The sequence below is a fragment of the Flagellimonas meishanensis genome (assembly GCF_019880545.1).
Taxonomy (GTDB): Bacteria; Bacteroidota; Bacteroidia; order Flavobacteriales; family Flavobacteriaceae; genus Flagellimonas; species Flagellimonas meishanensis.
In genome coordinates this window covers 1,167,292-1,186,874 of sequence record NZ_JAINVW010000003.1, presented here as the reverse complement: position 1 = coordinate 1,186,874, position 19,583 = coordinate 1,167,292, and the positions used below count along the sequence as shown (strand labels likewise).

Below are 19,583 nucleotides of genomic sequence, written 5' to 3'. Positions count from 1 at the left end.
TTTGTAAAATTCGAAACAAAACCAATTATCAGTTGCATTTTCTGTAAATTGCAGGGCAAAAAAAGACGTTTTATTGTCAATGGAACAAAGCAAGCCCTACCAACCCAAGCACAAGATAAGAATTGTGACCGCAGCCTCCCTTTTTGACGGACATGATGCGGCGATAAACATCATGCGCAGGATCATTCAAGCCACTGGTGTTGAGGTAATACATTTGGGGCACGATAGAAGCGTGGCCGAGGTAGTGGATTGTGCCATTCAGGAAGACGCCCATGCCATTGCAATGACCTCTTACCAGGGAGGGCATAACGAATATTTTCGCTATATGTTCGACCTGTTGCAGGAAAAAAACGCAGGTCATATTAAGATCTTCGGTGGTGGTGGTGGAGTAATCCTTCCGGAGGAGATAAAGGAATTGATGGCCTATGGCATAGAACGCATCTATTCCCCGGACGATGGACGCGAAATGGGGCTTCAAGGCATGATCAACGATTTGGTAAAACGTTGTGATCGTGCCATTCCGGACCTAAAATTACCAAAAGGCGATTCTGTATCCCACTTATTGAAGAAAAAACATCCGAATACCATTGCCCGATTAATATCCTTGGCCGAAAACAGGCACGACGCCTATGAGGAATACCAAAACGAGGTGGTAAGTCTGGCCCAACAAATACCGGTACTGGGCATAACGGGTACAGGGGGAGCCGGAAAATCAAGTCTTGTAGATGAGTTGGTAAGACGTTTTTTGGTCGATTTTCCCGAAAAACATATAGGCATTGTTTCCGTTGATCCCTCCAAACGCAAAACCGGAGGGGCCTTGTTGGGAGATCGCATCCGAATGAATGCCATTAACAAAAATCGGGTATACATGCGGTCCTTGGCCACCCGACAATCCAATTTGGCGCTCTCCAAGCACGTTTCCGAAGCGGTGCAGGTGCTCAAGGCGGCCCATTTTGATTTGATCATCTTGGAAACTTCAGGTATCGGCCAATCGGACACGGAAATTTTGGAACACAGTGATGTATCGCTCTACGTGATGACCCCTGAATTTGGGGCAGCCACCCAATTGGAGAAAATTGACATGCTCGATTTTGCTGATATCGTTGCCATTAACAAGTTTGACAAAAGAGGAGCTTTGGATGCTCTTCGCGATGTAAAAAAGCAATACCAGCGCAATCATGGACTGTGGAACGCCAAAGCGGAAGACCTGCCCATTTTTGGGACCATCGCATCCCAATTCAATGATCCTGGCATGAACCAGCTCTATAGTGCCGTAATGGCTACCCTGGCTGCGAAGACAGGCTCAACCCTGATTTCGTCTTTTGAGGTTAATGATGAAATGTCAGAGAAAGTTTTTGTTATTCCACCCTCAAGAACGCGGTACCTATCCGAAATAGCGGAGACCAACCGTGCATATGATCAAAGAACTGGGACTCAAACAAAAATTGCGCAAAAACTTTATGGCATTTTCTTGACCCTTGCCTCACTGGCGGACGTAAACCAGGAAGAGGCAGAAGAGCTTTGGTTGGATAAATCCGGCTTGAGGGAAGAAACAATCTTCGCTCATCTCAAGGTCGAGGGCGATAAGGAATTTTGTGCGCTGCTCATAAAGGAGTTTGACAAGGTGAAGCTTGATTTGGACCCACATCATTGGGAATCCATACTAAAATGGCGGAAAAAAGTCAATCGATACAGGGCCGATGTGTATTCTTTTAAGGTCAGGGGAAAGGAAGTCAATATAAAAACGCATACCGAGTCCCTGTCCCATAGTCAGATTCCGAAAGTGGTGCTGCCAAAGTATAAGGCATGGGGAGATATTCTTCAATGGATTTTACAGGAAAATGTTCCGGGAGAATTTCCATATACTTCAGGGCTGTACCCATTTAAGAGAGAAGGGGAGGACCCTACGAGAATGTTTGCCGGGGAAGGTGGTCCAGAAAGGACCAACCGAAGGTTTCATTACGTGAGCTTGGACATGCCCGCTAAGCGCCTTTCCACGGCGTTTGATTCCGTCACCCTCTATGGTCATGATCCAGACCATAGACCTGACATTTATGGCAAAATTGGAAATGCAGGGGTGTCAATCTGCTGTTTGGATGATGCCAAAAAGTTATATTCCGGATTTGATCTCAGCGATCCCATGACCTCGGTGAGCATGACCATAAACGGACCGGCTCCCATGTTGCTCGCCTTTTTCATGAATGCCGCGATTGACCAAAATTGTGAGAAATACATCAAGCAAGAAGGTCTGGAAAAAAAGGTTGAACAAAAAATCAAGGAACTATATCAGAAAAAGAGTGTTGAAAGACCCACCTATTTGGGTAATTTGCCGGAAGGAAACAATGGACTGGGATTGATGTTGTTGGGTGTGACTGGGGACCAAGTGCTTCCCAAAGACATTTATGAAAAAATAAAGAAAGAAACCCTGGGTCAGGTTCGTGGCACCGTACAAGCGGATATTTTAAAGGAGGACCAAGCGCAGAATACCTGCATTTTTTCTACGGAGTTTGCCCTTCGTTTGATGGGGGATGTCCAAGAGTACTTTATAGCCCATAAGGTGCGAAATTTTTATTCCGTTTCCATTTCGGGGTATCACATTGCCGAAGCGGGCGCAAATCCCATCACTCAGTTGGCCTTCACCTTGTCCAATGGTTTTACCTACGTGGAATACTACCTTAGCCGAGGAATGGATATCAATAAGTTCGGACCCAACCTGTCCTTTTTCTTTTCCAATGGGGTTGACCCTGAATATGCCGTTATTGGCCGGGTGGCCCGAAGAATCTGGGCCAAGGCCTTGAAAGAAAAGTATGGGGCAGATCCACGGGCACAGATGCTGAAATACCATATCCAGACCTCGGGAAGGAGCCTTCATGCCCAGGAAATCGACTTTAACGACATCCGCACCACCTTGCAGGCCCTGTATGCCATTTATGACAATTGCAATTCCCTGCACACCAATGCCTATGACGAGGCCATAACCACGCCTACAGAAGAATCCGTGAGAAGGGCAATGGCCATTCAATTGATAATCAACAAAGAACTGGGGCTTGCGAAGAACGAGAACCCGATGCAGGGTTCGTTTATTATTGAAGAACTTACCGATTTGGTGGAGGAAGCCGTGCTTTTGGAGTTTGACAGGATTACCGAACGCGGTGGCGTATTGGGCGCCATGGAAACTATGTACCAAAGGTCCAAAATACAGGAAGAAAGTTTGCATTACGAAACCTTGAAACATTCTGGGGAATATCCCATTATCGGTGTGAACACATTTTTGAGTTCCAAGGGGTCACCGACCATTCTTCCTGCGGAGGTGATCAGGGCCACAGAGGAAGAAAAGCAAAATCAAATCCAAACACTGAACAATTTGCACCAGAGGAACAAGGAAGAATCAGAAGCACAATTGCAATCACTCAAAATCACAGCAATCCGTAACGAAAACCTTTTTGAACGACTTATGGAAGTATCCAAATATTGCTCATTGGGACAGATAACCCATGCTCTTTTTGAAGTAGGCGGACAATATAGAAGAAATATGTAATGGGTGCGGGCTAGTCGTTTCTGTTCAAGATAGACTTTCTCCATTTTTTAAAGGAACTCCTAAAAACACGGATTTCCCTTCGGAGCAGGTTTAGGTACTCTTTCTCCTTTACACCATCCCTTTCCAGGCCATTGCAATAAGCAAGAATATTGCGTGTCATAATGTTGATGAAAGTCAGGCTTTTCATTCTCACGGAATATGAATTGCTCATGGCCACCTGCTCAATCTCCTTGGTAATGAGCATGGCATCCGCCAACATGCATTCGGTGACATCGCTGCGAAAACTAGGCACGTTGCGCAAGGACAGGACTTCTTTGTTATATGAAAAATAGGTGGCTATGGCCTCGCTGAGATCGCGAAGGGCCAAGGATTCACGGTATATACCAAGAGAATTTAACGAACCTCTCTCCATTTTCTTTAAAGCAATTTTCACTCATAAAATTACGTACTAAAGCACGATAATTAATTTGTATTTTAAAGTGTAATGATGATTTTGCTTTTTAATCGTAAATTTACAACATACTTTTTCTTAAAAAATGAAGATAGATGCACTGAATTGGCAAATTCTCGGGTACTTACAGCGGAATGCTAGGGAATCCTTTGCCCATATCGGCCGAAAAGTGGGGCTTACCTCACCGGCAGTGGCCGAACGGGTAAAGAAGATGGAAGACTTTGGAATCATACAAGGTTATGGCACCCAGGTTTCGTATGCTTTGGCGGGCCATCAATTAAAGGCCATAATAATGCTCAGGGCTTTCATGGGAAAACTGAAACCTTTTTTGGAAAAGGTAAAGTCGTTCCAAGAAGTGGTCAACTGTTATCGGATCACTGGCAATGAAAACATAATTATGGAGGTTGTGTTGCGCGACCAGGCACATCTAGAAAAATTTATTGACGAATTGATCGTTTATGGTGAATGCAGAACACATATTGTGCTATCCAATGTGGTGGAAAACGCTCCGATTGGAAAAGCCAAGGGTTTGAACTAAATTTTCGAGTAACTTTAAATCATGGTTAGCACTTTTTGCTTTGGCCAGATTTTTGTGGGACACCTGTTATGAAAAAAATATACCTGCTTCTTATACTACAACTTCTCCTTTTATATGGAGGGTTTTCCCAACAGCTTACTTTAAAAAAGGGAACCATTATGGAAGATTTGATGGTCAATGATTCGGTTCCCGAGACCTTTTCACTCTATCTCCCCACAACATTCCATACGGATAAAAAGTGGCCATTGTTGATGGTATTTGATTTGGACGGCAGGGAAAAACAGGCACTTTCCATGTTCTTGCAAGCAGCGGAAAAAGAAGGCTATATATTGGCGGCGCCAAGTGTTTCGGACACCGTTTCCCTATCGTCCAACATGGTTTCCACAGGAAAGACAATCGAAAGAATCGTAAATCTGTTGCCCGTGCACCCAGGACTGATTTATACGGCAGGGGCAAATTCAGCAGCCCGTTTTTCTAATCTTGTGCCGATTTTTATCAAGGAGATCAGAGGGACAATCTCCATTGGGTCCACGATTGCCAATACGGAACTGTTGAATGTGAAGCAGCCCTTCCATTTTGTTGGAATAGTTGGAAAAAACAATTTTGAATACCCCATGATGTTGTCCGTGGAGAAGATTTTGGACAGGTTCAAGTTTCCAAATCAAATTTTATTGCATGAAAAGGATGGTGCCTGGCCAGACCCCGAATATCTTGAAAAAAGTATGCAATTGTTCACCTTGGGGGCCATGGCAAAAGGCGTAGTACCTAAAGACACGGCATACATTGAGAACGCATACAGCGATGATTTACAGAAAGTACAGGGGCTGATGCAACAAAGAAAATTTTTGCTGGCCGAACAGTATTTGGGTGAGATGACCTCTATCTTCGGAGCCCATAAGAATTTGGACTCCCTGCGCAATGTCCTAAAAGATCTTCGGAAGGATAAACTCTATAGGGCCATGCGCCGCGGGGAAAACAATGCTTTTTTGAAAGAATCACTGCTTAAAGAGGACTATCAATACTATATGGAAGAAGATGTCCTCAGCCACAACTTCAACAATCTGGGATGGTGGAACTACCAGGCTCAGGAGTTGAATAAATTCAAATCGGGTACGGATATCTATGAAAAACAGATGGGCAATCGACTGTACGGCTTTGTGAACGCATTGGCCGAGGACAATATCAATATTGAGCTTTCGGAGCCGATAATTGATGAAGATGCACTTGCTTTTTTATATATGCTCAAGACGGTAATCGAACCTGAAAATTTTGAGTATTATCTGAATATAATCTCGTTGAGTTCAAAAAATGAAGATTTCGGTACCGCGCTTTTCTATCTGGAAGAGGCACTGAAAAAAGGATTTAAGGATAAGGAAAAACTGTACAATTTGGAAGATACTGCCTTGTTCCGCATCACTCCAGAATTTAATAAGTTGGTAACCAAATATTTAAACGAGGCCCGATACGACATTATTGAAGAATAAGACTGGGAACTTGGGATAAATCCCAATCGATCACCAACCCTTTTGCCAGATCTCTGGCAATTTCCTTTCCGTATAGGTGCTCGCAGAGGTATAAAGCCGCTTCAAAGCTTTTGGCCCCACCGGCAGAGGTTATAAATTTTCCATCGTGTACAAAAAGTACACTGTCCTTTACCTGTAAATTTGGAAACATGTCCCTATACTTTTCTATATCGGAAGGAAAAGTGGTGGAGACCACACTATCCAACACCCCAGCTTTGGCCAGTACAAAAGCCCCATCACAGTGGGAGGTGACAAACAGAGCATTTTGACTCACGCTTCTCACAAAATCAATCATTGCCGAATCTTCCAAATCCGTATCCAAATGATGCTTCGCACTGGGCACCACCAAAATGTCAATCGCGGGAATGGAATCTTTGGTGTAGTCAAAATCGGGCAGAATCCTAACTCCCTCAAATGAGGTGATGGGTTCAAGCGTGTTGGCCACGGTAAACGTGTTCATGGCTTTTATACCTTCGCGGTATTGCGTATGTTGGAAAATATCGAAGGGTGCAGTGAATTCTGTATTGTACACCCCGTGCATGATCAAAAAAGCGACATTGTAGCGATTGGGTGCAATATTAGGTATTGTGCGGGTCGCCATATTAGTGGATGCTTCCTTTTCCTTTTTTTCGGCACAAAACGTCAAAAGAAGAAACAAAAGCCAAACAAGGGGGTATTTTTTCATCATGGATCTAAGTTACTACAAATGGTCCTTTCCGCTACCTTTGTGTAAAAATATGGTATAATGAAATATATTTCATTGATGCTCTTCTTTTTGGTCATCGCCTGTGGCCAAGGTAAAAAATACCATGATGAACAGGCCCAAGCGGAATACAAATCGGAAATACTCAAGGCAATCTTGGATTTTCAGAAGGAATTGAACGCTAGTTTTCGTGATCCCAAGACTTCACCCTTGCTCGATAGGCACCGCAAGCAATTTGAAGGACTGGAGTTTTTCAAACCGGATACTGCCTATGTTGTCAGGGCGTTCTTTCAGCGGACACCTGATGCAAAACCCTTTCAAATGCCAACCACAACGGACCGAAAAACATTGGAAGTAGTCTATGGTATTGCGCATTTTAGCTTGAATGGGTCGGAGCACCAATTGGAGGTGTACCAGAGTTTGGATTTAACAGATCAGGAGGAATTTGAAGACTATCTGTTCTTGCCTTTTTTGGACGAAACCAATGGAGAGGAGACGTATGGTGGAGGGCGTTATATTGATTTGTCAATCCCCGAAGGGGATACCCTGGTCATTGATTTTAACCGGGCCTATAATCCCTATTGTGTCTACAATAAAAAGTACTCCTGCCCTCTAGTGCCAAGGCAAAATTATTTGAGAACTAATGTGAGAGCAGGAGTGAAAGACTTTAGTGTTGAAAAAAAGCCTTGATCCCTGGGGAAAAAGGCTTTTCGTCATTATTTGTAGGTTGTCGGTTAAAAAGAGTAGATAGCTGCAAAAAGAACGGAGGCCAAGCTGCCCGTGGCTTCCCTGTCATTGTCGATAAAAACATCTTCAGAAGCGCTATCCAATCGAATTTCTGGCTTCAAAATCAAATCACCAATAGTTGCACTTCCAGTTAGCGTTATGGCAAGTACGCTGCCATCATCGTCATCTCCAAAAGCTCCAATTCCTGCAACATTATCGAAACCATCACTCGTTGTAAAATATTCTCCGCGAAGTCCAATGGTAAAGGTGTCAGAAGTCTTATATTGTGGGTAAAGCGCTACCCCGGTAAAGCTTCCACCATCATCCTCTTGGGTAAAGTGGGCCGCATTGATGCCCAAGAAAAATTCCTCGGAAAGGTCAAATCCACCGGTATAGTCAATTTCAAAGCCACCTTGGCTGTAAAGCAAGTTCAAGAACTGGCCTGAGTAACCCAATTGGGCACCAACGGCGTAATCCCCCGTACCATTGAGCTCGGTCAAATCGGTGGGATTCATTACAGCAAGCATCGCGGACCAATCATTGCCCAAATCAAAATCAGCTTTCAAACCTGTGTGGCTGAATGGCCCATAAGAAAATAGGTACGAGGTACTGTAGTTGAAGTTGGCCACAGGAGAAATCACTTCATACCCCAAAAAGGTGTTGAAATTACCAAAGGTAAGGGTAACGGCATCACTCACATTCCAGTATACGTACAATTGGTTCACAATATCCCCGGTTGCGGAATACATTGGTGATGCAAAGATGGCATCGGTTCCCCTTGGGCCGAATACCAAATCAGCCACAAAACCTACTTTTTCTCCTTCATAAGACCCAATAACGTTGGCCATGCCCAGGGCAAAACCATCCAGATTGGCAAAAGATGAGCCTGGAGCAATGGCTTCCTCCCCGTTGGGAGCGGTAATATTAGATCTGTAGTAAGCATCTACCGACCCGCTAAAAGTGAACTTCGGTTTTTCTTCCTCCTCTTGTGAAAAACCTTGAACCGATACTATGGCAAGGGCTGCAAATAGTATTTTTTTTGCGAACTTTGTGTTTATAATCGTTTTCATAATCTTAAATAGTTTAGGTGCCCTCCTTGGAGGTGCGTTTTTTCTAATTTTTGAGTTTCAAGTTGAAAAGGTTATACTACGGAGCGTTTGGCAGAACGCTCCGTTTCCTTTTATAATCAGTGTTGATTCATTCTAAAATCGGCATAGGCATCCATACCATGTTCGTGCAGGTCGAGGCCTTCAAGTTCCTCATCTTCGGAGACCCTGAGCCCTGATACCTTTTTGATGACAAGTAGGATGATAAAAGCTGTTACCGAGCAGAATGCCCCCGCAGCTCCAACTCCTGCCAACTGTACAAGGAATTGGTCCAATCCGGCCATTTGGCCAAAGATTCCCACTGCAAGCGTACCCCAGATACCACAGATTAGGTGTACTGCTACGGCGCCAACGGGATCGTCCAACTTCAATCTATCGATCAAGGCCACCCCAAGAACAATGATGATACCGGCCAAAAGACCGATAATGACGGCTTCATTGGGCGACATTTGGTCCGCGCCCGCTGTAATTCCGACAAGACCTCCCAAGATTCCGTTCAAGAACATGGTCAAATCGAAATTCTTGTACGCAAAAAATGAGGTTACGAAGGCTGATACTCCGCCAGCTGCTGCTGCAAGGGAAGTGGTAACCAATACCAGTGAGGTGGTAGCTGGATCCGCTGAAAGTACTGAACCTCCGTTGAAACCGAACCAGCCCAACCATAGGATCAATACCCCGGCGGCTGTCAATGGCAGGTTATGTCCGGGAATGGCGTTTGGTTTGCCATCGTCCCCAAATTTCCCGATTCTGGCCCCCAAAAGGTATATGGCCATGAGAGCGCCCCATCCCCCAACGGAGTGTACCAAAGTGGAACCTGCGAAATCGTAGAATCCTTCGGCTTCGCCATACGAAAGGGAAGAAAGGAATCCACTTCCCCACTGCCAGGAACCAACGATAGGGTAAATGAGGCCTACATATATAATGGTGAAGACCATAAAGCTACCCAGTTTTATACGCTCGGCAACGGCTCCCGAAACAATGGTTGCCGCTGTTGCCGCAAACATACCTTGGAACAGGAAGTCTGTCCACCATGTATAGCCGCCATCGGCATACTCTGGGGTCATTCCGTTCTCTGGAGCTGCGATGCCGAACCCTGCGAACTTGAGAAAGCCAAAATCGCCCTCCTCAAAACCAGGGTACATTAAATTAAAGCCTCCTATATAATAAAGGAGCAATCCCACACATATAATGAAAACATTCTTGAATAAAATGTTCACCGTGTTCTTTTGTCTGGTAAGCCCGATTTCCAAGAAGGAAAACCCAAGGTGCATAAAGAACACCAGTCCGGTACATACCATCATCCATACGTTATTTGCTGTAAATAATCCTGTATCCATAATCTTAAATGTTGTTAGTTGGTTTGTAATTAGTTTATTCCGGCGCTTCCGTTTTCCTTGGTTCTGATTCGATAAGCCTCAATCACATCGGAAACGAAGATTTTTCCATCTCCCACATTTCCCGTAGCGGCGGAATCCAACAGTGTGTTCACCGTTCTCTCCAAAAAGTTATCGGACACTACTATGACCAAATATCTCCGTTGGATATCTGAGGTACTATAGGATATACCCCGGTACACATGTCCTTGCTTTTCATTTCCAACCCCAGTCACGTCCCAGTAGCTGAAGAAGTTTACCTCAATCCCATGAAGTGCTTTTTTGACCTCATCGAATTTTGATTTTCTAATAATTGCCTCGACTTTTTTCATAATTAAGTTGTTAATTGATGATGCCAAATATATGTTAATTGAATCTAGACCATATAATTTTTGAGGGCATACAACTTCATTTTTATCGTTATAAAAAAAATACCCCTATAATTTTAGGGGTATGTGATTATATAAATCACTTTTTTAATCATTTAATCAATTTTTTATGGGATGCAACGGATTTTGTCGCCCTTTTTGGAGTAAATGGCGATTTTTATTACAAATCTGTTATCAAACAAACAAAAAGCGGGAATAAAATTGAGAAATATAACTAACTCCCAAGTCTGGAGAGCCACAATCCCAGCGCAACGGCAAAAACACCGATTGCCAAACTGGCAATGGCATATAGGGAGAAGCTGAAAAATTCGCCGTTCTTTATAAGGGTATGCTGTTCAAAAGCGAATGCCGAAAAAGTGGTGAAGCCGCCACAAAAACCCGTTGCGAGCAGGACAGTGGTATTAAAAGAGAAAAGATTTTCCCGTGAGGATAAACCCAAAATGATACCTATTAGTAGGCAACCTACTATATTCACCAGGAAAGTGCCAAGAAAAAAATTTTGGAGCAAGGGATTCAGTGATTTGGAAACCACAAAGCGCAGCATACTTCCAAAGCCGCCTCCCAGGAAAATAAGAAGAGCCTGTTTCATACCTCAAAGGTACGAACTAAACAGCTTTTTTGTATTCGGTTTCGGAAGACTCCCGGGGTAAGAGTTTGGTAACTGAAGTCTTCTCATTTTTGTTTGTGGACCCTCCAAATCCTTCAGTGGCACCGTTGACACTGAACAATAAAAGAATCGCATTGATAGCAAGTAAGCCGAATAAGATTCCCAAAAATGTAATCATAATGGTTTTGCCAAATAAATGTTAAACAAAAGTACACCTTTTCCTATAGTATACGGTTTAAACGGCTCCAAAAGTTGTTAAACCCCTCATTTTTGTGGTATCTGTAATGTAGATGTTAATTTTTGAGAAAGTGTTTGATCAGGAACAACGCCAATACAAAAATCACAAAGGAAACAAGGACCCAGGTAACACCTTTATAATTTCTCTGGTGCAATTTTTTGTCCTTGCGGTAGGAAAGTATCATAAGAAAGGTGAAGGCAACAACAAAAAACAAGGCAAAGATCAATTGTCCGGAACTGAACATATTTTATATTTTTATGCAAAACTAAATCAAATAACCAGCAATGAAAAGTAAAATAAGGGCGGTTGAATTGTTCCACAGGTCGTTTGGGCTTGGTGTTTGCCAGGAACCAACGGCAAATTTGGGAACGGATAAGAACAGATTAAGGTTCAATCTTATGGATGAGGAAAACAAGGAATACCTGGAAGCCGCCAACAAAGGGGACTTGATTGAGGTTGCGGATGCACTTGGGGATATGCTCTATATTCTGTGTGGAACCATTTTGGAACATGGTATGCAATATAAGATAGAAGAGGTATTTGAGGAAATCCAGCGCAGCAATATGAGCAAACTGGGTATGGACGGAAAACCCATTTATAGGGAAGATGGCAAGGTGCTCAAAGGACCGAACTACTTTAAACCAAATATTCAAGAAATAATGGACAGATAAAAAAAGCACCTAAAAGGTGCTTTTTTTTTAAACTACTTTATATCGCCAACCAAACTTGTCCCCAGTACGATTATACTGGATATCAGTTATTATTTTTTTGAGTTTGGAGGCGTAACTGTCTTTAATTTCTGGTAGTTCATAGTCCACACCCTTATATCCAAACCCTGATATGGGGGAAACCACGGCCGCGGTGCCCGCACCGAACATTTCCTTTAACGAACCATTCTTGGCAGCTTCCACCACCTCTTTCACAGAAATTTTGCGCACTTCCGTGGCAATACCTTCATCCTTGGCAATGTCCAAAATACTTTTTCGGGTAATGCCATCCAAAATACGGTCGTTGGTGGGTGCAGTCATAAGGGTATCATTGATACGGACAAAAACGTTCATGGCGCCCGCTTCCTCGATAAATTCATGGTTGTTGTCATCCGTCCATATCACTTGCTGGTATCCTTTTTCCGCAGCCAATTGGGTCGGATAAAACTGACCGGCATAGTTCCCTCCGGCTTTTGCATAGCCAACACCACCATTGGCAGCACGGGAGTAGGTCTCCTCAATCAATACTTTTACCTTGCCAGAAAAATAGGCCCCAGAGGGCGCAAGTGCAATAATAAATTTGTATTCCTTGGCCGGGGAGGCATGGAACCCATTTCCGGAAGCAAACATAAAAGGTCGGACATAGAGCGAACTGCCAGGATTCCGCGGAACCCAATTTTGTTCCAATTGCAATAGGGCAACAAGGCCATCCATGAAATGACTTTCGGGCAATTCAGGAATCGCCAGTCGCTTGGCCGATTTGTTGAGCCTTTTCCAATTTTCCAGGGGCCTGAAAAGCCATACGCCTCCTTCTTCGTCCTTATACGCCTTAAGTCCTTCAAAAATGGACTGTCCGTAGTGAAATATTTTGGAAGACGGATCCAATGATATAGGGCCATAAGGAATGATCTTGGGGGCACTCCATTCACCATTGGCATAGTCGGCGACCAACATATGATCGGTATAGGTGCTTCCAAAGGCAAGGTTGTCAAAATCCACCTTATGGATTTTGGAAGTGGCCGCTTTCTCCACGGATATATTGTTTACCATCGCTTCCATGACATTACAATTTAGATGTTAAAATTAGCCAATTATTGTTAGTTTTGGTCGTACCTTAATCCTAATTACCATTCTTTTTTAGGGAAAACACAAATCTTACTGATTATGAGGTTTTTTAACATTTTTGCTACTGTTTTACCAATGTTTTTTGCAGTTTTTGTGAGTGCCCAAGAGCCTAAAATATCAGGTTTTTATGGGGAAGCGTTCCAAATCAGACCAAATGAAAGGCCTGCCAATGCGATTTTTGATGGGCTTGATCTAAAAGATGCGGTTAAGGCACAGTTGACTGGAAAGATCAAGGAAGTTTGCCAGGCCAAAGGTTGTTGGATGAAGGTGGCATTGGATGGCGGGAGTGAGGTTTTTGTGAAATTCAAGGACTACGGTTTTTTTGTTCCCACCAACGCTGCTGATATGAACGTGGTCATGAATGGAATCGCATTTCAGGAAGAAATATCGGTCGAGGAACAAAGACACTACGCAAAAGATCGTGGAGATTCACCGGAAGAAATAAACAAGATCAATTCCCCGAAAAAAACGCTCCGTTTTGAGGCCGATGGTGTGCTAATCCAGGCAAAAGATTGAAACGGAGGATAATAACCACGGGCGACGGCTCAAAAACCATTCAAATTGAAGATTGGGATGAACACTATCACTCCAAACATGGGGCGATTCAAGAGGCATATCATGTTTTTATCGAAAACGGGTTGCGCTTGTTCAAAAACACAGAGGTAAAGCTATTGGAAATTGGTTTCGGGACAGGATTGAACGCACTGATCACTTATTATGAAGCCGTTGAACTGGGCTTGAAAACACATTATACGGCGGTCGAAGCCTATCCCATTTCCCAAGTGGAAGTAGATGCCTTGAACTTCTGTGAACAGCTCCAATTTCTGGACTGCGCAGCATTTTTTCAAAAAATGCACAGCGCATCGTGGGAGGCTACGGTAAAACTGTCTGAAGACTTTACCCTTTGCAAGCAAAAAAAGGATTTCAGGGAAATTGAAGGGCGTAATTTGTTCAACCTTATTTATTATGATGCTTTCGGGGCCAGGGTGCAGCCAGAGTTGTGGACCGAAGAAATTTTCCGGATAATGCACCTGTCCCTTCAAGAAAAGGGAGTTTTGGTCACCTATGCGGCCAAAGGTAGTGTCCGCAGGGCTTTGCAGGCGGTGGGGTTTACCGTGGAAAGATTGCCGGGCCCTCCTGGAAAACGGGAAATGCTTAGGGCCATAAAAGACTGAGACCGCCTTAAAGTTTTCTTAAGCCTGGGGAAATACTTAACATAAAATGTCATAAAGTTTAAACATTTGTGTTAAACCTAAATTAATACCTCAAAAACAGGTATTTAAACCTATAACTTTGATGCAAAAGGATGGTATGAAGGTGTTGATCACAGGAGCTACGGGATTGGTTGGTCAAGCGATTGTCAGAGTGCTGCACCAACAAAATATAATGGTGAATTACTTGACCACCAGCAAGGATAAGATTACAGACTCTAAGGATTTTCAAGGTTTTTATTGGAACCCGGCCAAAGATGAGATAGACATGGCTTGTTTTGACGGGGTGGACGCCATCATCAATTTGGCTGGGGCAAGCATTGCACAACGATGGACTTCAAAAAACAAAGAAATAATCTTAAAAAGTAGGACGGAAAGTTTGGATACCCTTTACAATGCCCTGTCCAAAAAAAGCACCCATCAAATAAGGTCCTTCATCACTGCATCGGCAATAGGGATATATCCCGACTCACTGACGCATTATTATGATGAAAAGGAAACAGTTGTCGATGACAGTTTTTTGGGAGAGGTTACAGAAAAATGGGAAGCTTCCGCCGATAAGTTCAATGAATTTGACTTTAAACTGGCAAAGATTCGCATAGGTCTTGTGCTCTCTACCGATGGAGGGGTATTGCCCAGAATGGCGACACCGGTCAAAAATTTTGTGGGGGCGCCTCTGGGCAGCGGCGAACAATGGCAATCATGGATCCATATAGATGATCTTGCCATCATGTTCACATTTGTACTGGAAAACAAGCTTGAAGGTGTTTTCAATGGGGTTTCGCCCAACCCGGTAACAAATACCAAAATGACCAAAGAATTGGCGCGGGTTCTGAACAGGCCCCTATGGTTGCCTAATGTCCCCAAATTTGTGCTGAGCGGAATCCTTGGGAAAATGTCCTACCTTCTATTTGCCAGTCAACGGGTAAGCAGCAAAAAAATGGAAAAGCACGGATTCAATTTTCAATTTCCCAACTTGGGTCCGGCCCTGGAAAATCTTTTTGACGAGAATCGGAAAAGCAGAACAGCCACAGCCACGATGAAGAACGAATTGGTTTAGTGGTTTATCCTTTAAAATGTATAAAATCCGCATTGGCGGATTTTTTTATGTTTTGCAATGACATTTTGACATTTTTGGACAATTGGCAGTACTTTTGCCACTTGAAAAAAGAAATAAAAACAGACGTTTATGGGCAAAAAAAGTAAGGTTGAGGAAATGGAAGAGGAACTGAACGGTGTTTCTACCGATGAAAATCCTGAACTGAGCGAAGAAAACGGAAATTTGGACAAAGAAACTTTGGAAGACCAGAAAACTTCGGTTGAAGACCAACTGCGGGAAGATCTTGCCAAGGAAAAGGACAAATTTTTGAGGCTGTTTGCCGAGTTTGAAAACTTCAAGAAAAGGACCTCCAAAGAACGGATGGAACTGTTTAGGACAGCCGGACAGGAGGTAATGGTTTCGCTCCTTCCCGTGTTGGACGATTTTGAAAGGGCACTAAGGGAACTATCAAAATCCGAGGACAAGGAAATGTTCAAAGGTGTGGAACTCATCAGCAACAAATTCAAGGAAACCCTAAAGAACAAGGGACTTGAGCAAATAGAAGTGGAAAAAGGCGATGTTTTTGACGCAGAGATCCATGAGGCCATCACACAAATTCCCGCCCCAAACAAAAAAATGAAAGGAAAAATAATTGATGTGATTGAAAAAGGTTTCAAACTTGGAGATCGCATTATACGGCACCCAAAGGTGGTTGTTGGAAATTAACAGCTTATGAAGGAAGACTATTACGAAATATTGGGTGTTTCCAAGGGAGCTTCGGCAGCCGAAATAAAAAAGGCTTACCGAAAAAAGGCCATTGAATATCATCCCGACAAAAATCCTGGGGATGCAAAGGCCGAGGAAATGTTCAAAAAAGCAGCTGAGGCCTATGAAGTGCTGAGCGACCCAGATAAGCGGGCCAAATATGACCAATATGGTCACGCGGCCTTCGAAGGTGGCGGTTTTGGCGGTGGAGGCATGAATATGGAAGATATCTTCAGTCAGTTCGGCGACATTTTTGGCAGTGCATTTGGAGGTGGTTTTGGCGGATTTGGCGGCTTTGGTGGCGGAGGCCAACGACGTGTAAAGGGGAGCAATCTGCGCATACGGGTACGATTGACCCTTGAGGAAGTGGCCAATGGCGTTGAAAAAAAGGTGAAGGTAAGAAGGAAAGTACAGGCCGACGGGGTCACCTATAAAACTTGCCCCACCTGTCACGGCAGTGGTCAGATGACCAAAATAACCAATACCATACTCGGCAGAATGCAAACCTCTACCACCTGTAGTAGCTGTGGTGGTGCAGGACAGATCATAGACAAGCGACCAGCAGGGGCGGATGCCCAAGGACTGGTGGTTAAGGAGGAGACCGTTTCCATTAAAATTCCGCTAGGGGTTGAAGAAGGAATGCAACTTAAGGTTTCCGGAAAAGGTAACGGTGCCCCGGGCAACGGAGTCCCCGGAGATTTGTTGGTGGCCATTGAAACCGTGGAGCACGAAACCTTGAAACGCGAAGGGGACAACCTACATTATGACCTGTACATAAGCCTCTCCGAAGCGGCACTGGGAAGTTCCAAGGAAATAGATGCCGTGGGGGGAAAAGTTCGAATAAAGCTGGAGCCCGGTATCCAATCAGGAAAGATTTTGCGCCTGCGTGGAAAGGGGATAGCCAGTATAAATGGGTACGGCAGCGGCGATTTGCTGGTACACGTGAATGTGTGGACCCCGAAGGAATTGAACAAAGAACAGCGGGAATTTTTTGAACGTATGGCGAATGATGAAAATTTCATTCCAAAGCCAGAAAAATCTGATAAATCTTTCTTTGAAAAAGTAAAAGATATGTTCTCTTAATTGCAAAAAAGCTTGCTGTTTAAATAAAAAACGTATATTTGAAATTGATGTTGGGTATCCAATATCTAATTTTCTTTTTCATAGCAATTTTTTTCCCATCCTTGAAATTATTTTAAGGGTGGGTTTTGTTTTTAGAGTCAAATGGCCTTTTGGGGCAATTGCATATCTTTGAAAAAATAGTTTAAATGGACGACATCCTTGTTGCCGAAAATGTTTCCAAAACCTATGGAAACCATACTGCGCTGAGCAACATTTCATTAAAAATACCCAGAAACTGCATATATGGATTGTTGGGTCCCAACGGGGCCGGAAAAACTTCCTTCATAAGAATCATCAACCAAATAACCTATCAGGATCAGGGAAAGATTTGGTTCAATGGGGAACCCCTCGCACCCAAACACATTTCACTCATAGGATACCTTCCTGAGGAACGCGGACTCTACAAAAGCATGAAAGTGGGGGAGCAGGCACTTTATCTGGCCCAACTGAAGGGCCTTTCAAAATCAGAAGCAAAAAAGCGGCTCAAATATTGGTTTGACCGCTTGGAAATTGGGGATTGGTGGAACAAAAAAATACAGGAGCTATCCAAGGGGATGGCCCAGAAGATACAATTTATAGTGACTGTATTGCACCAGCCCAAGTTGCTCATATTTGATGAGCCGTTCAGCGGATTTGACCCCATAAATGCCAACATCATCAAAGATGAAATATTGAAATTGAAAGAGCAGGGCACTTCCATTATATTCTCTACCCATAGAATGGAATCCGTCGAAGAGCTTTGCGAGTATATTGCCCTGATCCATAAATCGGAGAAGATTTTGGATGGAAGGTTGTCCGATATCAAAAAAGCCTATAAGAAAAACATTTTCAATGTTGGGTTGCAGACAAACGGTGATGGGGATGCACTTTTGAACAGTTTGAGAGCCAAGTTCAACATACTCTCATCCCAATTTGATCCATTGGAAAGCCAACTCAATTTTCAGGTACAATTGCCATCCGAACGCACTGCGGAAGTGCTTGCCGAATTGTCCAATCGGGCCAATATCCATCATTTTGAGGAAACCATTCCTTCTGCCAATGATATTTTCATTCAAACTGTAAAAAACAAGGACCATGACAGGTAAGTTGGCATTGATAGTCAAACGGGAATATTTGGCCAAGGTACGCAATAGGTCGTTCATAGTGATGACCATACTCAGTCCCCTTTTGATTGTGGGCATGATTGTATTGATTGCCTATCTCACCAAAATAAATGACAACGAAACCCGGGTGGTCACAGTGCTGAACGACAGTGATTTTTTTCACCAACAGTTCCAACCTTCCCAGGGATTGTCTTTTGTAAACGTTGATAATATTTCCTTGGAGGAAGCCAAAGATTCGACCATTGCATTGGGATATTATGGATTGTTGCACCTTCCAAAAGGCAACGACGTGGAGTATGTGGCCCGGGAGGCGTATTTGTACACCAAGGACAATCCAAACACTAATATCACGCAGGTTTTGGAAGGAATCTTTCAAAAACAGTTGCGGCAAAACCGATTGGGCCAACTGGGAATATCACCGGAACAGTTTTCGGAAGTGGAAAAACCGTTCGAGATCAATTTGGCAACTTTTGAAGGCGAAAGAAGTGTCCGGGGAATCAATGAGATCAAGGCATTTATTGGCGGGGCCTTTGGATATGCCATCATGATGTTCATTATTATATATGGTGGATTTGTCATGCGGAGCGTCATTGAAGAAAAGACCAGCAGGATCATTGAAGTGATTATTTCTTCGGTTAAACCTTTCCAGCTGATGTTGGGGAAGATCATAGGCACCTCTTTGGCGGGAATTACCCAATTTGCCATTTGGATTATATCAGCATCCACGCTATTGTTTTTGGTGCTGTTGTTTCTGGATATTGACCTGGGTGCAGTCGCTGCACAAACTTCCATGGCGCCTGGAATGGGTAGCAACATGGCGCAGATTTCCGCTCCAATGAGCAAGGAGATGATGTTGTACACCAAGGAGATCATCAATATTCCATGGTTACTCTTGATTGCTTCTTTTCTGGTCTATTTTATCCTGGGATATTTGATATATAGCTCCATCTATGCTGCCATCGGGGCTGCTGTGGACAACGAAACCGATACCCAACAGTTCATTTTCCCGATAATACTGCCTTTGATGTTAGCTATATACGTGGGGTTCTTTTCGGTATTCAGTAACCCGCATGGACCTATTGCGGTGGGGTTTTCATTGTTTCCACTTACCTCGCCCATTGTCATGTTGATGCGTCTACCGGGAGGTATCGGTGAGGGCGCTGTACCTTTGTGGCAATTATTGTTGTCCGTTGCGCTTTTAATTGTAACTTTTTGGGGCATAGTTTCCTTGGCGGCCAAAATATATAGGGTGGGTATTTTGATGTATGGCAAACGGCCCTCCTACAAGGAACTCTTTAAATGGTTGAAATATTGATCTT

Annotated in this window: 22 protein-coding genes; 14 read left to right on the top strand and 8 right to left on the bottom strand. The window is 43.6% G+C overall.

Features of this window, described 5'->3' with window-relative positions:
• Window positions 1–79 precede the first annotated feature (79 nt).
• The gene (locus K7G75_RS13410; RefSeq protein WP_222984749.1) at window positions 80–3,538 is read left to right on the top strand and encodes a methylmalonyl-CoA mutase family protein; all 3,459 of its coding nucleotides are present in this window, start codon (window positions 80–82) and stop codon (window positions 3,536–3,538) included.
• A gap of 10 nt (window positions 3,539–3,548) precedes the next feature.
• Here the strand turns inward: K7G75_RS13410 and K7G75_RS13405 are convergent, their stop codons facing one another.
• Window positions 3,549–3,950 carry a TIGR03643 family protein gene (locus K7G75_RS13405; RefSeq protein WP_222984748.1) on the bottom strand — a complete coding sequence of 134 codons (402 nt, stop codon included), beginning with the start codon at window positions 3,948–3,950 and terminating at the stop codon, window positions 3,549–3,551.
• Between the two features lie 124 nt (window positions 3,951–4,074).
• Here K7G75_RS13405 and K7G75_RS13400 point away from each other — a divergent pair, with 124 nt between their 5' ends.
• Together K7G75_RS13400 and K7G75_RS13395 are read left to right on the top strand one after the other, a co-directional pair.
• Window positions 4,075–4,527 (top strand): Lrp/AsnC family transcriptional regulator, encoded by a 453-nt coding sequence (locus tag K7G75_RS13400; protein WP_222984747.1) that lies wholly within the window; start codon window positions 4,075–4,077, stop codon window positions 4,525–4,527.
• A gap of 68 nt (window positions 4,528–4,595) precedes the next feature.
• The gene (locus K7G75_RS13395; RefSeq protein ID WP_222984746.1) at window positions 4,596–6,011 is read left to right on the top strand and encodes an alpha/beta hydrolase family protein; all 1,416 of its coding nucleotides are present in this window, start codon (window positions 4,596–4,598) and stop codon (window positions 6,009–6,011) included.
• On the opposite strand, the gene K7G75_RS13390 is transcribed toward K7G75_RS13395, so the two are convergent.
• Complete coding sequence (locus K7G75_RS13390) at window positions 5,998–6,735, bottom strand: DJ-1/PfpI family protein (protein WP_222985036.1); 738 nt, start codon at window positions 6,733–6,735, stop codon at window positions 5,998–6,000. The two genes, K7G75_RS13395 and K7G75_RS13390, sit on opposite strands and share 14 nt — an antisense overlap.
• Before the next feature lie 60 nt (window positions 6,736–6,795).
• On the opposite strand from K7G75_RS13390, the gene K7G75_RS13385 reads away from it, so the two are divergent.
• Window positions 6,796–7,443 carry a DUF1684 domain-containing protein gene (locus tag K7G75_RS13385; protein WP_222984745.1) on the top strand — a complete coding sequence of 216 codons (648 nt, stop codon included), beginning with the start codon at window positions 6,796–6,798 and terminating at the stop codon, window positions 7,441–7,443.
• 44 nt (window positions 7,444–7,487) lie between these two features.
• Here K7G75_RS13385 and K7G75_RS13380 read toward each other — a convergent pair whose 3' ends face one another.
• From K7G75_RS13380 to K7G75_RS13370, 3 genes are all read right to left on the bottom strand, one after another.
• Window positions 7,488–8,549 (bottom strand): porin, encoded by a 1,062-nt coding sequence (locus K7G75_RS13380; protein ID WP_222984744.1) that lies wholly within the window; start codon window positions 8,547–8,549, stop codon window positions 7,488–7,490.
• Window positions 8,550–8,665: 116 nt separating this feature from the next.
• Window positions 8,666–9,922, bottom strand: a complete 1,257-nt coding sequence (locus K7G75_RS13375; RefSeq protein WP_222984743.1) for an ammonium transporter — start codon at window positions 9,920–9,922, stop codon at window positions 8,666–8,668.
• 29 nt (window positions 9,923–9,951) lie between these two features.
• Window positions 9,952–10,290 (bottom strand): P-II family nitrogen regulator, encoded by a 339-nt coding sequence (locus K7G75_RS13370; protein WP_222984742.1) that lies wholly within the window; start codon window positions 10,288–10,290, stop codon window positions 9,952–9,954.
• Between the two features lie 38 nt (window positions 10,291–10,328).
• On the opposite strand from K7G75_RS13370, the gene K7G75_RS13365 reads away from it, so the two are divergent.
• Window positions 10,329–10,565 carry a hypothetical protein gene (locus tag K7G75_RS13365; RefSeq protein ID WP_222984741.1) on the top strand — a complete coding sequence of 79 codons (237 nt, stop codon included), beginning with the start codon at window positions 10,329–10,331 and terminating at the stop codon, window positions 10,563–10,565.
• On the opposite strand, the gene crcB is transcribed toward K7G75_RS13365, so the two are convergent.
• Together crcB and K7G75_RS13355 are read right to left on the bottom strand one after the other, a co-directional pair.
• The gene (gene crcB / locus K7G75_RS13360; protein WP_222984740.1) at window positions 10,562–10,936 is read right to left on the bottom strand and encodes a fluoride efflux transporter CrcB; all 375 of its coding nucleotides are present in this window, start codon (window positions 10,934–10,936) and stop codon (window positions 10,562–10,564) included. The genes K7G75_RS13365 and crcB overlap by 4 nt on opposite strands.
• Before the next feature lie 16 nt (window positions 10,937–10,952).
• On the bottom strand, window positions 10,953–11,132 hold the full coding sequence (locus tag K7G75_RS13355) for a hypothetical protein (RefSeq protein ID WP_222984739.1): 180 nt from the start codon (window positions 11,130–11,132) through the stop codon (window positions 10,953–10,955).
• Between the two features lie 130 nt (window positions 11,133–11,262).
• Between K7G75_RS13355 and K7G75_RS14830 the strand changes: the two genes are divergently transcribed.
• Both K7G75_RS14830 and K7G75_RS13345 read left to right on the top strand, forming a co-directional pair.
• Complete coding sequence (locus K7G75_RS14830; RefSeq protein WP_222984738.1) at window positions 11,263–11,487, top strand: hypothetical protein; 225 nt, start codon at window positions 11,263–11,265, stop codon at window positions 11,485–11,487.
• Window positions 11,477–11,863: a pyrophosphohydrolase domain-containing protein gene (locus K7G75_RS13345; RefSeq protein WP_222984737.1), complete on the top strand. Its 387-nt coding sequence runs from the start codon at window positions 11,477–11,479 to the stop codon at window positions 11,861–11,863. Before K7G75_RS14830 ends, K7G75_RS13345 begins: the two co-directional genes overlap by 11 nt.
• Before the next feature lie 27 nt (window positions 11,864–11,890).
• Here K7G75_RS13345 and K7G75_RS13340 read toward each other — a convergent pair whose 3' ends face one another.
• Window positions 11,891–12,958, bottom strand: coding sequence for a branched-chain amino acid aminotransferase (locus K7G75_RS13340; protein ID WP_222984736.1), 1,068 nt, complete (start codon window positions 12,956–12,958; stop codon window positions 11,891–11,893).
• Between the two features lie 105 nt (window positions 12,959–13,063).
• Between K7G75_RS13340 and K7G75_RS13335 the strand changes: the two genes are divergently transcribed.
• The 7 genes from K7G75_RS13335 to K7G75_RS13305 all read left to right on the top strand — a co-directional run bounded on the left by K7G75_RS13335 (window position 13,064) and on the right by K7G75_RS13305 (window position 19,579).
• Window positions 13,064–13,540 (top strand): DUF4920 domain-containing protein, encoded by a 477-nt coding sequence (locus K7G75_RS13335; RefSeq protein WP_222984735.1) that lies wholly within the window; start codon window positions 13,064–13,066, stop codon window positions 13,538–13,540.
• Window positions 13,537–14,199 carry a tRNA (5-methylaminomethyl-2-thiouridine)(34)-methyltransferase MnmC2 gene (mnmC2, locus tag K7G75_RS13330; protein ID WP_222984734.1) on the top strand — a complete coding sequence of 221 codons (663 nt, stop codon included), beginning with the start codon at window positions 13,537–13,539 and terminating at the stop codon, window positions 14,197–14,199. The genes K7G75_RS13335 and mnmC2 overlap by 4 nt, the downstream gene beginning before the upstream one ends.
• Before the next feature lie 121 nt (window positions 14,200–14,320).
• A complete protein-coding gene (locus tag K7G75_RS13325) occupies window positions 14,321–15,295 on the top strand; it encodes a TIGR01777 family oxidoreductase (protein WP_313777842.1) in 975 nt (324 codons plus the stop codon).
• Between the two features lie 129 nt (window positions 15,296–15,424).
• Entirely contained in the window at window positions 15,425–16,000 is a 576-nt protein-coding gene (locus tag K7G75_RS13320) for a nucleotide exchange factor GrpE (RefSeq protein ID WP_222984733.1), read from the top strand.
• Between the two features lie 6 nt (window positions 16,001–16,006).
• Window positions 16,007–17,122, top strand: a complete 1,116-nt coding sequence (gene dnaJ / locus K7G75_RS13315; protein WP_222984732.1) for a molecular chaperone DnaJ — start codon at window positions 16,007–16,009, stop codon at window positions 17,120–17,122.
• Window positions 17,123–17,307: 185 nt separating this feature from the next.
• Window positions 17,308–18,246: an ABC transporter ATP-binding protein gene (locus K7G75_RS13310; RefSeq protein WP_222984731.1), complete on the top strand. Its 939-nt coding sequence runs from the start codon at window positions 17,308–17,310 to the stop codon at window positions 18,244–18,246.
• Window positions 18,236–19,579 (top strand): ABC transporter permease, encoded by a 1,344-nt coding sequence (locus K7G75_RS13305; protein WP_222984730.1) that lies wholly within the window; start codon window positions 18,236–18,238, stop codon window positions 19,577–19,579. The genes K7G75_RS13310 and K7G75_RS13305 overlap by 11 nt, the downstream gene beginning before the upstream one ends.
• The last annotated feature ends 4 nt before the right edge of the window (window positions 19,580–19,583 follow it).